The 15,424-nt window shown below is 61.4% G+C and carries 11 protein-coding genes and 1 tRNA gene; 5 read left to right on the forward strand and 7 right to left on the reverse strand.

Annotated features, from left to right (window positions below):
• Nucleotides 1-8: 8 nt before the first annotated feature.
• Nucleotides 9-1,523, reverse strand: coding sequence for a phosphomannomutase/phosphoglucomutase (locus NKI85_RS14355; RefSeq protein WP_502900667.1), 1,515 nt, complete (start codon nucleotides 1,521-1,523; stop codon nucleotides 9-11).
• Between the two features lie 207 nt (nucleotides 1,524-1,730).
• On the opposite strand from NKI85_RS14355, the gene NKI85_RS14360 reads away from it, so the two are divergent.
• From NKI85_RS14360 to NKI85_RS14370, 3 genes are all read left to right on the forward strand, one after another.
• Nucleotides 1,731-1,807 (forward strand) — tRNA-Pro (locus NKI85_RS14360).
• A gap of 164 nt (nucleotides 1,808-1,971) precedes the next feature.
• Nucleotides 1,972-2,133, forward strand: a complete 162-nt coding sequence (locus NKI85_RS14365) for a hypothetical protein (RefSeq protein ID WP_352525609.1) — start codon at nucleotides 1,972-1,974, stop codon at nucleotides 2,131-2,133.
• A gap of 198 nt (nucleotides 2,134-2,331) precedes the next feature.
• Entirely contained in the window at nucleotides 2,332-3,318 is a 987-nt protein-coding gene (locus NKI85_RS14370) for a site-specific integrase (RefSeq protein WP_352525608.1), read from the forward strand.
• A 314-nt stretch (nucleotides 3,319-3,632) separates the two neighbouring features.
• On the opposite strand, the gene NKI85_RS14375 is transcribed toward NKI85_RS14370, so the two are convergent.
• From NKI85_RS14375 to NKI85_RS14390, 4 genes are all read right to left on the reverse strand, one after another.
• Entirely contained in the window at nucleotides 3,633-5,252 is a 1,620-nt protein-coding gene (locus tag NKI85_RS14375) for an ABC transporter ATP-binding protein (protein ID WP_352525607.1), read from the reverse strand.
• Nucleotide 5,253: 1 nt separating this feature from the next.
• On the reverse strand, nucleotides 5,254-6,372 hold the full coding sequence (locus NKI85_RS14380; protein ID WP_352525606.1) for an ABC transporter permease: 1,119 nt from the start codon (nucleotides 6,370-6,372) through the stop codon (nucleotides 5,254-5,256).
• Complete coding sequence (locus NKI85_RS14385; RefSeq protein ID WP_352525605.1) at nucleotides 6,365-7,288, reverse strand: ABC transporter permease subunit; 924 nt, start codon at nucleotides 7,286-7,288, stop codon at nucleotides 6,365-6,367. The genes NKI85_RS14380 and NKI85_RS14385 overlap by 8 nt, the downstream gene beginning before the upstream one ends.
• Before the next feature lie 165 nt (nucleotides 7,289-7,453).
• The gene (locus NKI85_RS14390) at nucleotides 7,454-9,046 is read right to left on the reverse strand and encodes a peptide ABC transporter substrate-binding protein (RefSeq protein ID WP_352525603.1); all 1,593 of its coding nucleotides are present in this window, start codon (nucleotides 9,044-9,046) and stop codon (nucleotides 7,454-7,456) included.
• Between the two features lie 384 nt (nucleotides 9,047-9,430).
• Here NKI85_RS14390 and NKI85_RS14395 point away from each other — a divergent pair, with 384 nt between their 5' ends.
• Together NKI85_RS14395 and NKI85_RS14400 are read left to right on the forward strand one after the other, a co-directional pair.
• Nucleotides 9,431-9,910, forward strand: a complete 480-nt coding sequence (locus NKI85_RS14395) for a TadE/TadG family type IV pilus assembly protein (protein ID WP_352776841.1) — start codon at nucleotides 9,431-9,433, stop codon at nucleotides 9,908-9,910.
• Nucleotide 9,911: 1 nt separating this feature from the next.
• Complete coding sequence (locus NKI85_RS14400; protein ID WP_352776842.1) at nucleotides 9,912-11,696, forward strand: pilus assembly protein TadG-related protein; 1,785 nt, start codon at nucleotides 9,912-9,914, stop codon at nucleotides 11,694-11,696.
• Between the two features lie 12 nt (nucleotides 11,697-11,708).
• On the opposite strand, the gene bglA is transcribed toward NKI85_RS14400, so the two are convergent.
• Both bglA and glgX read right to left on the reverse strand, forming a co-directional pair.
• Nucleotides 11,709-13,337, reverse strand: coding sequence for a beta-galactosidase BglA (gene bglA, locus NKI85_RS14405; protein ID WP_352776843.1), 1,629 nt, complete (start codon nucleotides 13,335-13,337; stop codon nucleotides 11,709-11,711).
• Complete coding sequence (gene glgX / locus NKI85_RS14410; RefSeq protein ID WP_352776844.1) at nucleotides 13,327-15,333, reverse strand: glycogen debranching protein GlgX; 2,007 nt, start codon at nucleotides 15,331-15,333, stop codon at nucleotides 13,327-13,329. Before glgX ends, bglA begins: the two co-directional genes overlap by 11 nt.
• Nucleotides 15,334-15,424: the final 91 nt, after the last annotated feature.

Raw genomic sequence — 15,424 nt, forward strand, 5'->3', positions numbered from 1 at the left:
CCCCGCATTCAAAAGGTCTGATTGTAGGCGCCGACTTCGGGGCTGCGGCGCAGCACCGCATCGACGGCTTCGAACATCTGCCGGCGCCGCTCGGACGATACCGGGCTCTCCACCACCACCACAAGCTCCGGCTTGTTCGATGATGCCCGCACCAGCCCCCAGGTACCATCCTCCGCCACGACCCTGACGCCGTTGACGGTGATCAGCTCGGCGATCTTTTGGCCGGCGAAGACCGCGCCCTCGTCCTTCATCTCGCGAAAATCGCCAGCGACCCGCTCGACGACACCGTATTTGAGCTCGTCGGCGCAATGTGGCGACATGGTCGGCGTGCCGAAGGTCAGCGGCAGATCGCGGTAGAGGTCGGCCATGCTGCTTTGCGGGCTGCGGTCCAGCATCTGGCAAATGGCGATGGCCGTGACCAGGCCATCGTCATAGCCGCGGCCGATCGGAGGATTGAAAAAGAAGTGGCCCGATTTCTCAAAACCGGCGGCGGCGCCGAGTTCGGCGACGCGCCGCTTGATATAGGAGTGTCCGGTCTTCCAATAGTCGGTGACCGCGCCATTTTCCCGCAGCACCTTATCGGTCATGAACAATCCGGTCGACTTGACGTCGACGACGAAAGTCGAGCCGGGATAGAGGTGCGAGATGTCGCGCGCGAGCATGACGCCGACCTTGTCGGCGAAGATCTCGTTGCCTTCATTGTCGACCACGCCGCAACGGTCGCCATCGCCGTCGAAACCGAGCCCGACATCGGCGCCCGTTTCCAGCACCTTGTCGCGAATGGCGTGCAGCATCTGCATGTCTTCGGGGTTGGGATTGTAATTGGGAAACGTATGATCGAGCTCGACGTCGAGCGGGATCACCTCGCAGCCGATCCGCGCCAGCGCTTCGGGGGCGAAAGCGCCGGCGGTTCCGTTGCCGCAGGCAGCCACCACCTTGAGCTTTCTCGATATGCGTTTTCCGTTGGTCAGATCGTCAAGGTAGGTTTTGCGGAAATCGGGAACAAAGGCGTAGGAGCCGCCACCGACAAGGTCGAAATCGCCTGACAGCACGATCGCCTTCAGCGCGCTCATCTCCTCGGGACCGAAGGTCAGCGGACGCGCCGCGCCCATCTTGACGCCGGTCCAGCCATTCTCGTTATGCGAGGCGGTGACCATGGCGACGGACGGCGTGTCGAGCGCGAACTGGGCGAAATAGGCCATCGGCGACAAGGCCAGCCCGACATCCTTGACCCGCGCGCCGGCGGCCATCAGCCCGGAAACCAGCGCCAGCTTGATGGCAAGCGAATAGGCGCGGAAATCATGGCCGGTGACGATGTCGGGTCCGGCACCCAGGCGCCGGATCAGCGTGCCGAGCCCCATGCCGAGCGCCTGGACGCCGATCAGATTGAGTTCCGGCGGCTCGTTCGAGCCCGGATGGCCGAACCACCAGCGTGCATCATATTCGCGAAACCCGGACGGCTTGATCAACGCCGAGGTTTCGAACTCGAATGTGTTTGGTCTGGCATGGCTAACGATCTTCATCGACAAGACTGCGAACTCCAAGCGGCTGAATCAATGTTTCGAGGCAAGTGGACGGTTACCTGCCAGGAAGCCTTTAAGCTGTGTTTGTGCGACAGGAAACTGAAACCTGTATGACGTTGCGGCGAAAGCGAAAGAAATGCGACGGAAGCGCTGCCATTGGCGCTTGCAGGAACCAAACGCGGCGGCTATAAGCCCGCGGTCTGGTCACGGAGTGTAGCGCAGCCTGGTAGCGCACATCGTTCGGGACGATGGGGTCGCAGGTTCAAATCCTGCCACTCCGACCAGAAAAAACATGTCCGACCCGGAGACATGGTTCACGGCCCGGAGAGCCTACAGGCTCTCTTTGCAAGTCGCCGCCTTGCATTCGACCAGAAGGAAGGTTTGGCCGAGGAGAGGCCAAGGGGTTGCCCGCAGTGGCTCGGATCGCGGCCATTGCCGAGGCGAGCGGATGCTCGTCGTCACCGACAACGGGAGGGATTTCCAAGGCATCGGAATCCTCAATCCGCTTCGGAATGCCAAATCGCCCCGCGAAGGCCGGCATGGGGATCAACACCTCAGCTGCAAGCGCAACATGGGATGGCCCGTGGCCATCATATCGGTGCGGCAGTGAGTCACCCCTCCCCGAACTCGCCAAACTCTTTGCCGGAGGGATAGCCAAGCCGGTGCGACTCCTGCACCGCATCTCGCAAGTCTCTGCACGTCGCCGCACCATCGCCCAGTTTGCTTGTTGCAAAACCGGTGTTCCTGCCTCTTTTATTCATCCCCGGCCGCAAGACGAACCAGTTCACAGCGAGAAAAAGGGGCCATCGTGACGACCCGTCATCACGCCAGCAAGGGAGCGGTGTCCAGCGGTGCAGGTATGCTGCGCACCCCACTCGGGCCTGCCATCGCCGGCAAATACCAGCCGCCGGTCTGCCGGACCGACGCCCGTAGCCTGACAGTCTGTGACATCCTCGCCGCCTATGTCGATGCGCGCCAGGCCAAGATTGCCGGTCGCAAGGAATTTCTCGCCAGGATCCGTTTTCTGAACGAATTCTTCGGCACCGAACCGGTCGCCAGCATCAATAGCGACCGCTGCCGCGCTTATGTCGAGCACCGTTCGCGCGAGCGCAACCGGGTAGAGCGCGAGCGCGTCGTCAAACTCAACGCCGCCGCAATGGCGACCCGCAGTGCGAGACTGCCGCCGTGGCAGGACAAGGACTTTACGTCAGGCCCACGTCGCGATCTTGAGGATCTCCGCTCGGCGATCAACTTCTATGCCAGGGAATACGGTCTCGATCCGAAGCCGTCCGTCACCTTGCCAGACAAACCAGCAGAGCGCGAACGCTGGCTGACGCGCCAGGAAGCGGCGGGACTGCTGCGCGCGGCCTTGCGGCTGCGCCGGAAGCATGGGCAGTACGCTCATCTCTGCCGCTTTGTCATCATCGGCCTCTATACCGGCGGCCGGCATCGTTCGATCCTGCAGCTCAATTGGAATGCCGAGATCAGCGGAAGCTGGCCAGACCTTCAGCGCGGCGTGCTCCATCGCAAATTCCATCGCGCAAGAGAGAGCAAGAAACGGCGGCTGCTGGAGCAGCTGCCGCCACGGCTGATTGCCCATATGCGCCGATGGAAGCATATTGATCGGGATCACGGGCCGGTCGTCCATGGCAGCCTCGGCGAACCTATCAAGCGAATTGAGAAGGCGTTCCGCACCTGCCGCGTGGCAGCCGGGCTGGGCGACGATGTCGTCCCGGATGTACTTCGCTACACCTACATCGCCTGGCTGATGCAGCGCGGCGTCGACATCTGGTAGGTCGCCGACAATGTTGGCACGACCGTCAAGCAGTTGGAAAAGACCTATGGTCGCCATCCCGATTTCCAAAGCGTAGCGCCGAACCTTTCGCCCAGAAAGCGCCCGAAAACACTGTTTTTCGCTCAGTGTGAACCGGAAAAAAGGGTGAGACGACGCGTGTAAGTGACTGATACTATTGAACGGCCGGTGAGCAACACTCGTTTGGCCGCTGGGAACGCAGGCTGAAATCCTGCCACTCCGACCAGAAAAAACAGCGGCTTAGCTGTTTTTGTTCCCGAAACAACCCCCATCCGCTGTAGTTCTGACCAATCGCGCTATGCGCTCAGGCGAAACCGCGTCACGTCGATAGCCGCGGCCATCAGCGTCTGGGTGTAGGTGGCTTGCGGATTGCTGAAGATCGCCTCGGCCGGCCCCTCTTCAACGATCTTGCCCTGCTTCATGACAATGATGTAGTCGGCCATGGCGCGCACGACGGCGAGGTCATGGCTGATGAACAGATAGGACAGCTCGTGGTCGGCCTGCAGCTTGCGCAGCAATTCGACGATCTGCTTCTGCACGGAGCGGTCCAGCGCCGAGGTCGGCTCGTCCAGCACCACCACTTTCGGCTTCAGGATCATGGCACGCGCAATGGCGATGCGCTGCCGCTGACCACCGGAGAATTCGTGCGGATAGCGGTTGCGCGTGTTGGGGTCGAGCCCGACTTCGAGCAAGGCCTCTACCGCGCGGAGATCACGCTGCCTGCCCGACAAATTGGGCTCGTGGACCAGTAGCCCTTCGGTGATGATCTGGCCGACGGTCATGCGCGGCGACAGCGAGCCGAACGGGTCCTGGAAGACCAGCTGCAATTCGCGCCGCAGCGGCCGCATCGCCTGGCGGTCGGCGTGGGAGATGTCGCGGTCGCCAAGCCGGATGATGCCGTCGCTGGGCAGGAGCCGCAGCAAGGCGCGGCCGAGCGTCGACTTTCCCGAACCGGATTCGCCGACGATGCCGATGGTCTGGTTGCGCTTCAGCCGGATCGAAACGCGATCGACGGCGCGCAATATCAGCGGTTCTCCGCCAAGAAAGCCGCCGCCGATCTTGAAGGTCACTTCGACGTTCCTGCCTTCGAGCAGGATGGGGGCATTCGGAGGCGGCGGCGCCTTGGTGCCGGTCGGCTCGGCGGCGAGCAGCATCTTGGTGTAGGCGTGCTGCGGGTTGGCGAAGATCGCTTCCGCCTCGCCCTCCTCGACCACCTCGCCGTAACGCATCACATAGACCCGGTCAGCAAAGCGCCTGACAATGCCGAGATCGTGGGTGATGAAGACGATCGCCATGCCGAGCTTGCGTTGCAATTCGGCGAGCAGCATGAGGATCTGCGCCTGGATGGTCACGTCGAGCGCCGTCGTCGGCTCGTCGGCAATCAATATGTCGGGGTCGTTGGCCAGCGCCATGGCGATCATGACGCGCTGGCGCTGACCGCCCGACATCTCGTGCGGGTAGGATTTCATCCGCCGCTCCGGATCGGGAATATGGACCAGCCGCAAAAGTTTGAGTGCCTCTTCGCGTGCCTCGGTGGCGCCAAGTCCACGATGCTTGCGGATCGGCTCGATCAGCTGGTTGCCTATCGAATAGAGCGGGTCGAGCGAAGTCATTGGCTCCTGGAAGATCATGCTGATCTTGCGGCCGCGGATCTTGTTGAGCTCGGGCTTGCTCAGCGTCAAAAGGTTGCGGCCGCGGTAGTCGACGGTCCCGGTGGCCTCGCCGTTCGAGGCCAGCAGGCTCATCGCCGCCATCATGGTCTGGCTCTTGCCTGAGCCGGATTCGCCGACGACGGCAACGCTCTCGCCTGATTTGACGTGGATGTTGATGCCCTTCACCGCCTCCACCGCGCCGTCGAGGGTGCGGAAGCGGACGCGAAGGTCCTTGACGCTGAGGATCGTTTCGGAAGCAGCCATCTCAACGATCCCTGGGGTCGAGCGCGTCGCGCAGCCCGTCGCCGACGAAATTCAACGCGAACAACGTCGAGACGAGAAAGAAGGCCGGAAACAAAAGCAACCAGTTGGCCGAGCCGATGTTCTGGGCGCCGACCGAGATCAGCACGCCCCAGCTGGTCATCGGCTCCTGGACGCCAAGCCCGAGGAACGACAAAAAACTCTCTAGGATGATGACTTGCGGCACCAGCAGCGTCATGTAGATCACCACCGGCCCGAGCAAATTGGGGATGACGTGGCGCAGCAGAATGCCGCGCTGGCCGACGCCCATCGCCTCCGCCGCCTGGACATATTCCTGCCTGCGGATCGACAGCGCCTGTCCGCGCACGATGCGCGCCATGTCGAGCCACAGCACCGCGCCGACGGCCAGGAACATCAGCACGAAGTTCCTGCCGAAAAACACCACCAGCATGATGACGAAGAAGATGAACGGCAAAGAATAGAGCACGTCGACGATACGCATCATCACCTCGTCGACCCTGCCGCCGGCAAGGCCGGCAGTGGCGCCGTAGAGCACGCCGATGACCACGGCCACAACGCCGGCAAGCAGGCCGATGGCCAGCGATATGCGCCCGGCCATCAGCGTTCGCGACAACAGATCTCGGCCGGTGTTGTCGGTGCCAAACAGGAAATATTGCTGCTTGATCGATGCACTCATCACCATTTCGAGACCATCCGGCGATTTGCTCTCGATCTTTGTGCCGTCGAAGGTATCGGAACGATCAAGGTAGCGGATGTTGCGGTCGTCGATCGGCTTGGACGACCTGACGGTGACGAAGATACGATCGCCTTCCTGCCGCCAATCCTTGATGTCGACGCGCATGCGCCTGATCGCCTCATCGAGAGCGCCTTCGATCATGTCGATCTTCGGATAGGCGGAGAAGCTCGGCGGCGTGCGGACATAGTCGGCATAGATGGTTGTGTATTGATGCGGCACGAACCAGGGACCGAACACGCTGATGAGGGCAATGAAAGCAAGATAATAGAGACTGAACATGGCCGCGCGATTGGCCTTGAGGCGCGCCCAGGCGTCACCCCACAGAGATCGGCCGACGACCGGTGCGGCAACTGCGATATCAGTCATAGCGCACCCTCGGATCGACGACCCCATAGAGGACGTCGACGATCAGGTTGAAGACAATGGTGAAGAGCGCGATGACCACCACCGTCCCCATCACCAGTGTGTAGTCGCGGTTGAGCGCGGCAACGACAAAATGGCGGCCGATGCCCGGGATAGAGAAGATGGTCTCGACGATGATCGAGCCTGTGAGAAGGGCTGCAGCTGCCGGACCGGTGAAGGAGACGATCGGGAGGATGGCGCCGCGCAGCGCATGCTTGACGACGACTGACCAGCCGGACAGGCCGAGAGCGCGCGCGGTGCGGATGTGATGCGATTGCAGCGATTCGATCATCGAGCCGCGCATCAGGCGGGCAACGATGGCGATCTGCGGCAGAGCGAGCGTCAGTACCGGGCCGATCTTGTTGATAAGGGCTCCATCGCCCCAGCCACCGATCGGCAGGAGCTTCCAGGTCAATCCGAATACAAGCTGGATTACCGGGGCGATGACGAAGGTCGGAATGGTGCTGCCGGCGGTCGCCAGCGCGATCACCGAATAGTCGGCAAGCTTGTTCTGGTTGAGCGCGGCAACAGTGCCGAGCACGCTGCCGAGGAGCAGCGCCAGAATGAGCGCCGAAGCGCCGAGCTGGATTGAGATCGGCAGGCCCTCCTTGAACAACTCGCCGACGGTGAAATCCGGCATGTTGTAGCTGGGGCCGAAATTGCCGCGCAGAAGATTGCCGAGATAGTGGACGTACTGCAACCAGAGCGGATCGTTGAGGCCGAACTGAGCTTCGAGATTGGCCCTGATCTCGGGGCTCAGGCCCCGCTCCTGGTTGAACGGGCCGCCCGGCGCGACGCGTATCAGGAAGAACGCCATGGTCACGATGACGAACAGCGTCGGAATGGCGGTCAGAAGCCGCCGGAATACGTAACGCAGCATCGGTGCCCCGCTTGCCTATCGTGCCGCGCGTCCTTTTGGACAGGCAAAGACGCCACAGCACTTTGATTTGCGCATGATCGCCAGCGAAACTCGATTCTGACTTTCGTGGTCATACGCCGGCAACCAGAACCGCTGCCCCGAACGAGGCGGCGGTTTGGCCAAGGATCAATCCTTGGAGATGAAGCGGGACGGATGCACGTCCATCACATTGTCGACGAAGCCGTGAAGCTTCGACGAAACAATGTCGTGATAGCTATAGTAGAGGATCGGAATATTGCCGACCTCGTCGATGAGGATGCGCTCGGCTTCAGCGAGTTCCTTCATCCGCTCTTCCGGCTTGCCGCCGGCGGCGGCCGCCTTGTCCATCGCCGCTTCGTATTGCGGGCTGTTGTAGACCGAATAGTTGTTGCCGCTGGCCTTGCGGGAGATGCCGAGGAAGGTTTCGGGATCCTTGTAGTCGGCGATCCAGGCAGCGCGCGCCACGTCATAGTCGCCCTTCTGCTCGAGGAAGGAGTAGTGGGTCTTGGTGTCGGTATTGAGGAGTGTGATCTCGACGCCAAGCGGCTTCAGCTGTTCCTGAATGGCGACCGCTGTGTTCTTGTGGTTCTCCGAAGTGTTGTAGCGGATCTGCATTTTCAGCGGATGCTCAGGCGTATAGCCGAGTTTCTCGAGGATCTTCTTGGCAGCGTCCTCGCGGTCGATCTGCGACATGTCGGCGTATTTAGCCATTGCCGGCGTGTAGCCCTCGATCCCCGGAGGCACCATCGAATAGCCGGGCAGCATCGAATTCTGCCAGACCTTTTCGGCGATGAAATCGCGATCTATCGCCATCGAGATGGCGGTGCGTAGCTCGACATTATCCCACGGCGCCTTGTCGGTCTTGATCGCATAGTAGTAGGTGCCGAGGTATGGCCCGACGTGGATCTGATCGCCAAATTTGGTCTTGAGGTCGGCGAGCTGTTCAGTCGGGAGATCGTCATAGCTGTCGAGTTCACCGGCCTCGAAGCGCTTCATCGCCGACGAGCGATCTTCGGTCGGGATGTAGTTGACGACATCGATCTTGACGTTTGCAGCGTCCCAGAATTTTGAATTCTTGACCAATTTCATGTGATCGTTGGGAACCCACTCGGCCAGCGTGTAAGCGCCGTTGGAAACCAAATTGCCAGGCTTGATCCAGTCGGCGCCGAGCTTTTCGATGGAAGCCTTGTTGACCGGATAGGTCGCCTGGTGGGTCAGCATCTCCAGGAAATACGGCGTCGGCGCCTTCAGCGTCACTTCCAGCGTATTTGCGTCGATCGCCTTGACGCCCATCTCCTCCGGCTTGGCCTTCTTGGTGTTGACCTCTTCGGCATTCTTCACCGGATAGAGCATCGAAGCGTATTCGGCGCCGGTGGCTGGGTCTTCAAGCCGCTGGAAAGCATAGACGAAGTCATTGGCGGTCACCGGGCTGCCGTCCGACCAGAGCCCATCCTTGCGCAGCTTGAAGGTGTAGACGGTGCCGTCGTCCGATACCGTCCAGCTCTCGGCTGCGCCCGGAATGAGGTTGGCCTTCTGATCTTGCATGGTCAGCCCCTGGAACAGGTCACGCAAGACGTTGGCTTCATAGACCGTCGAGGTCTTGTGCGGGTCGACCGACTCCGATTCGGCGGCGGTGCCTCTGTTATAGACGACTTCGGCGAAAGCCGGCGTGTAGAACGCACCGGCGGCCAAGACCATGGTCGTGGCGAATACCGTCGCCTTCAGCATATGTTTCAGCATGGAGTTCTCCCTAATGACGTCGCCCTTCAGCCACGTCTCTAAGTGTTGACGCCCCGAAACCGATTGGTTGGTTCCTTTCGAGCGCGCAGCCGGTTCCCTTTCCGGTAGCTGGTGGCCAAACAGTAACGTGGAGATTTTTTATTTCAACAGACTCTCGGGGTAACCCAAAGTAAGGCGCCGGGACAGTCGCTTTGCAACCGGCCAATCATTAATCGAAACCATGAGCTTGGCTGGGTTTCCTCACCGGAACCGCTCACCTCGGGGAAAATAATCTGGCCGATCACTTCAGTTTGCCGGAATGTCTTAATCCGTTCTTAGGCAACCAAGGGTTACAAATTTCGATGGGTTCTGCACGTCGACCTTATGTTCCAGTGGGCAAGGGCAATGAACAAGATAGACAGTAAAACTGTCGCGTTGAAGCGTAAGATAGCACCTCAAATAAGGGCAAATCTACGCGAAATCAGAGACGAATCCGGAACTTCCGCGGTCGAATTCGCCCTGCTTTCGCCGATCTTCATCCTGCTGGTACTCGGAATGGTTGCATATGGTATCTATTTTGGTGCAAGCAACTCCTTGCAGCAAATCGCCGCCGATGCCGCCCGCACTGCAATTGCCGGATTGAACCAGACCGAGCGCCAAGCGCTGGTGGCGGGTTTCGTCAAAAACAACGCCAGTGGATACCCCTTCGTCGATGCCGGCAAGCTGACCTATCAGGCCACGGACAGCACGGCCGATGGAAATCAGTTCGTCGTGTCGATCCAGTACGATGCCAGCAACCTGCCGATCTGGAGCCTGTTGCCAAGCCTTGCCATGCCGCAAACCACGATCTCACGCAGGTCGACCATCAGGATTGGAGGCATTTGAAATGTCGCACTTCTTGCTGAGCAGCATCGGCCGGATCGGGCGCTCGATGCTTGGCGACGTGAAGGCGAACTTTGCCGTCATGACGGCGCTGATAGCACCGTTCGCGCTGGGGCTGGCGGCCTTCGCTGTCGACGAAGGTTCGATCTACACGGAGCGCAGGGAAGCCCAGGCGATGACCGATCTGGCGGCGATCACCGCGGCGTCGAACATCAACAATATGGAAGCCGCGGCGGTAACCACGCTCAGTGACAACCGGATGCCCGGCATCATTGTTCAAAAGCCGGATCAGACAATCGTTCCTACGCTTGGAAAAACCGTCATATCGGTCACCGGCGGCCGATATTCAGCGGCGTCCTCGGTTGGCGTCGATAAGCGCTTCGAAGCCGGCAAAACGCCTTACAACGCCGTTCGCGTCACTCTGCGCAAAATCCCCGCCCGGTACTTCGCCAGCTCGCTCATCCCCACACCGGTCGTCGGCACCGAAGCCACCGCCAGTATCACCCCGCAAGCCATGTTCTCGGTTGGGTCCAGGCTTCTCAGCGTCAATGGCGGCATTCTCAACGCGCTTCTCAGTGGGCTGCTAGGCGGCAACATCTCGCTCTCCGTTATGGATTACAACGCGCTGATTTCGGCCGACGTCAACGTGCTTTCGTTCATCGATGCCCTTGCGGTGCAGTTGCAACTGACCGGCGTCACCTATTCCGACGTGCTAGCCTCGAAAGCAACGGCAGGCCAGATCGCGACCGCGATGGCCAACGCTTCTGGGTCAGGCAGTTCGAGCAAACTTGTGCTGCAGACGATCGCGTCGAGGGCCACCAACACGGTCAAGATACCGCTCAATCATCTTGTCGATCTTGGTTCGATTGGCAGCCTCGGGCTTGGGCAAAAGCCGGCCGGCTTTTCCGTCGACGCAAGCGCGATGGGCATGCTCGGCGCCGCCGCTGCGCTGGCCAATGGCTCAAACCAGGTCCAGGTCAATCTCGGTGCCACCATTCCGGGGCTTACCTCCACCACGCTTGCCATCGCCATCGGCGAACCCATGCAATACTCGCCCTGGCTGGCGGTCGGTGAAAAGGGCACCGTGGTGCGCACCGCCCAGACACGAATCAAGCTGGTCGCCACCGTCGGTATCGGCAGTTCCAATCTCGGCGGCGGCGTCAGTCTGCTGTCGGTCAACCTGCCGCTGCATGCCGAAGTGGCCTATGCGGAAGCCAAGCTGACCGACATCAGCTGCCCGACGGGCCGGCCAGAAAGCCTGAAGGTTTCCATTGCCGCGCAGCCCGGCGTGGCCTCGCTGCACCTTGCCGCCAGCGACGCCGACAACAGCTCATCCGCCTTCGCCGATTTCAGCAACCCGCAATCGTTCTCCGATGCCACGATTGCACAGGTAAGCGTGAAGCTTCTGCTGCTCACCCTCAATCTGCTCGATGTGAAGGGTTCTTCATCACTTGCTATTACCAACAACGACCCGACCACATTGACCTTCGACAGCACCGATATCGCCAACAAGACGATAAAAACTGTTGCCACAAAGAACCTGACGCAATCGCTTACCACGTCACTGGTCAGCGGGTTGTCGCTCTCGGTCAATGCGCTGGGCCTCGGGCTGGACGTGACCGCGCTGCTCGGAACAGTTAAGCCGGCGGTGGTAACGCTTCTGAACGGCGTGACGGCGCCAGTCGACGCACTGGTCTATAACGTGCTTGCGGCGCTTGGCGTGCATGTCGGCGAGGCCGATGTGCGGGTTGTCGGTGCGACTTGCGGGCGCTCCGCACTCGTTCAATAAGATCAATAGAGGTCAGCCGATCCGACCGAGGAAGCAGCCGAGCGGCGGCAGCGACAGAGTTCTTTCCTGCAAGACGCCGGCAGTACCGCCAAGATCTATCGGCTCTATCGCATCCAGATCCTGCGGCAATGGCCAGCTGGCCGGCTCGTCGGCAAAATTGAAGACGCAGAGCAGCTTTTCGTCACCGCCTTCTCGAATGAAGGCAAGGACGTCGCCCTCGGCATCGAAAAACCGGATCGAGCCTCGAACCAGCGCCGGATGCTGCTTGCGCAAGGCCAGCATCGCCCGGTAGCTCGCCAGGACGGAGGTTTGCACGCCGGCCTGGACGTCGACCGCGCGGGCGCGATGGCTTGCCGCGATTGGGAGCCACGGCTTGCCGGTTGAAAAGCCGGCATTGTCGGCGCCAGCCTCCCAGACCATCGGCGTGCGGCATCCATCCCGCCCCTTGATCCCCGGCCAGAAGCGGATGCCGAAAGGATCCCGCAAATCCTCAAACGCCAGTTCGACCTCGTCCAGCCCGAGTTCCTCGCCCTGGTAGAGGCAGATCGATCCGCGCAGGCAAGAAAGCAGCACAATCGAGAATTTCGCCACCCTGTCCGGATCGCTGCCCGGCCTTGTCCAGCGGCTCACATGGCGCACGACATCGTGGTTGGAGAACGCCCAGCAAACCCAGCCGTCGAACACCGTACTCTCGAAGGCCTCGACACAGCCGCGCACATGCGCCGCGGAGAATTGCGGGCCAAGCAGGTCGAACGTGTAGGACATTTGGAGCTTGTCGCCACCGCCGGTGTAGGCAGCGAGCGTCTGTAACGAACGGCTTTCGTCACCAATCTCGCCGACGGCGGCGCGGCCTTCATATTCGTCAAGCAACGCCCGGAATCGCCTGAGGAAAGCCAGGTTTTCCGGCTGGCTCTTGTCGAACAGATGCTCCTGATAGAGATAGGTGCTGGTTGCCGTATTGGTGCCGGCGACGCTTTCCGCCAAAGGCGGGTTGCTGCGCAGCCAGCGGTCATGGACATAGTAGTTGACCGTATCCAGCCGAAACCCGTCGACGCCGCGTTCGAGCCAGAACCGTACCGTTTCCAGCAAGGCGTCCTGCACCTCCGGATTGTGGAAATTCAGGTCCGGCTGCGAGGCAAGGAAATTGTGCATGTAATACTGCCTGCGGCTCGCATCCCATTCCCAGGCAGGACCGCCGAAAAGCGACAGCCAGTTGTTGGGCGCGCTACCGTCGGGCTTCGCATCGGCCCAGACGTACCAGTCGGCCTTGGGGTTGTCGCGGCTGGCGCGGCTCTCGACGAACCATTCGTGCCGATCCGACGAATGCGACAAGACCTGGTCGATGATCACCTTCAGGCCGAGCCGGTGCGCCTCGGCAACCAGCGCGTCGAAATCCTCTGATGCGCCGAACATCGGATCGACGGCGCAGTAATCCGAAACGTCGTAGCCCATGTCGGCCATGGGCGACTTGAAGAAAGGCGACAGCCAAACTGCGTCGACACCGAGCGATGCGACATGGGCCAGCCTCGAGGTGATGCCGCTGAGATCGCCGCTGCCGTGGCCTGTCGTGTCCTGGAAGGAGCGCGGATAGATCTGGTAGATGACGCAGCCGCGCCACCATTCGGCATTGTCAGCCATCATGGCTCTCCCCTGCGCCCGCCTGCGCGGCGCTGCGTTCGATCATGAATATGACCGTTCGCCCCGACACCGGCCGTGAGATATCGCCACTATCCGTTTCGATGGCTGGGCGCCAATGAAAACCCGCCCGTTCCGGCAGCGTGAACATGCAGGCCCGGCGGTCGCCATTGATGATCACCGCAAGGCGACTGTCCTCATCGCCACCGAGAACCATGACCAGCCGATGCCGCCTAGCGTCATGCCAGGCTGCCTCGTCGAGCGGCACGCCGGTTTCCGCCAGCCAGGCGACGTCTGGCATTTCCGAGCCCGCAGGCGGCTCTCCGGTCAGGAAGCTTGTGTCCAAAAGCGCCGGCGCGGCACGACGCATAGCGGCAAGCAGAACCGTGTACTGCTCGAGCGCCTGATCGCGCCCGGCCCAGTCGAGCCAGGTGATGTCATTGTCCTGCGCGTAGGCGTTGTTGTTGCCGCGCTGGGTGCGGCCGAATTCGTCGCCCGCCGTCAGCATGATCGTGCCGCGCGAGGCAAAAAGCGTCGCCAGCACCGCGCACCGGTCATCGAAACGGGCCGTATCGATCTCCCGGTCGTTGGTCTCGCCCTCGACGCCATTGTTCCAGGACAGGTTGTTGTCGTGGCCATCGCGGTTCTGTTCGCCATTGGCCGCGTTGTGCTTGTGCTCATAGGCAACTATATCGGCCAGCGTCATGCCGTCATGCGCGGCGATGAAGTTGACGCTGCGGCTGGTCGCCTGGCCTGCCCTGGCAAAGACCTCGGACGACCCCGCCAGCCGGGTCGCCAGCGCACCGATCATGCCGCTGTCGCCGCGCCAGAAGCGGCGGATATCGTCACGGTATTTATCGTTCCATTCGAGGAAGGGCCATGGAAAATTGCCAAGCTGATAGCCATCCGGTCCGATGTCCCAAGGCTCGGCGATCAGCACCCGGTCGCCATGAACAGGGTCGTTCCGAATGGCGTTCAGCAGCGGCGCATCGGGGTCAAAAACGCCGTCGACACGGCCAAGGATCGTCGCCAGATCAAAGCGGAATCCGTCGACGCCGGCGTGCTGGACAAAATGGCGAAGCGTGTCGAGGACCATTTCCCGGACGACCGGATGGCTGCAGGCGACCGTATTGCCGGTTCCGGTTTCATTGACCAGCGTGCCGTCCAGCGCGTGCCGGTAGTAGGCGCGGTTGTCGAGCCCGCGCAGCGACAGCGTCGGCCCAAACCGGTCGCTTTCGCCAGTGTGGTTGAACACCAGGTCGAGGATGGTGCCGATGCCGGCGTCGCGCAGCGCGACGACCGTTCCGCGCAACTCGGCCAGACCGCCGGGCGCCAGTCGTGGATCGAGCGCCATGAAGGTCACGGGATTATAACCCCAGGCATTGCGCAGCCCGAGCGGCGGCAAATGCCGTTCGTCGATCGATGCAGTCACCGGCATCAACTCGACGGCTGCGACACCGAGTTTTTGCAGATGCTCGATAACAAGGGGATGAGCGAGGGCTGCAATGGTGCCGCGTTGCTTCTCGGGAATGTCCGGATGCAGTTTTGTGAAGGCGCGCACCGGCACCTCGTAGATGAGGCCGCCGGGCCGAAACAGAGGCGGCAAGGCGGCCAAGGGTTCCGGCAAGGCGCCGGCAATCGCCTTCGGCATCAGCGGCGCGGTGTCGGCCCCCTCGCTCCGGCGCGCGGCCAGCCGGCTGTCATATCTGTAGGGGCTGTCGATCTCGACGGCATAGGGATCGGCCAGCAGCTTGTCGGGATCGAACCAGAAACCCTGTTCCGGCGCGTAGTCGCCGTCGGCACGGAACCCGTATCGGGTGCCGGCGGCGAGACCGGCAACAAAGAGCGTATGCACGCCCTCGCCTTCGGGCTGGAGCTCAAGCCGGTCGATCTCGCGGTTGCCTCGCTCGTCGAAAATCGAGACCCAGATGCGCCGAGCCGACGAGGACCATGCGGCGAAGCGAATGCCTTCTTTGGTGATGGTTGCGCCGAGCTGGCTCACGCGCGCCAACCTTGTTGTGGAGCATCGCAAAGGTTCGGGATTGGCCGAGGCCTTCCCAACTTCGTCATCCCTGGGCGAAGCAGGAGCGAAG

The organism is Mesorhizobium sp. M0571, from assembly GCF_040320985.1.
GTDB lineage: Bacteria > Pseudomonadota > Alphaproteobacteria > Rhizobiales > Rhizobiaceae > Mesorhizobium.

Bases quoted from the DNA above. Each gene is read 5' to 3' on its own strand.
- NKI85_RS14390 (WP_352525603.1), bottom strand. From the start codon at position 9,046: ATGCTGAAACATATGCTGAAGGCGACGGTATTCGCCACGACCATGGTC.
- NKI85_RS14395 (WP_352776841.1), top strand. From the start codon at position 9,431: ATGAACAAGATAGACAGTAAAACTGTCGCGTTGAAGCGTAAGATAGCA.
- NKI85_RS14380 (WP_352525606.1), bottom strand. From the start codon at position 6,372: ATGACTGATATCGCAGTTGCCGCACCGGTCGTCGGCCGATCTCTGTGG.
- NKI85_RS14365 (WP_352525609.1), top strand. From the start codon at position 1,972: ATGCTCGTCGTCACCGACAACGGGAGGGATTTCCAAGGCATCGGAATC.
- NKI85_RS14400 (WP_352776842.1), top strand. From the start codon at position 9,912: ATGTCGCACTTCTTGCTGAGCAGCATCGGCCGGATCGGGCGCTCGATG.
- NKI85_RS14375 (WP_352525607.1), bottom strand. From the start codon at position 5,252: ATGGCTGCTTCCGAAACGATCCTCAGCGTCAAGGACCTTCGCGTCCGC.
- NKI85_RS14355 (WP_502900667.1), bottom strand. From the start codon at position 1,523: ATGAAGATCGTTAGCCATGCCAGACCAAACACATTCGAGTTCGAAACC.
- bglA (WP_352776843.1), bottom strand. From the start codon at position 13,337: ATGATGGCTGACAATGCCGAATGGTGGCGCGGCTGCGTCATCTACCAG.
- NKI85_RS14385 (WP_352525605.1), bottom strand. From the start codon at position 7,288: ATGCTGCGTTACGTATTCCGGCGGCTTCTGACCGCCATTCCGACGCTG.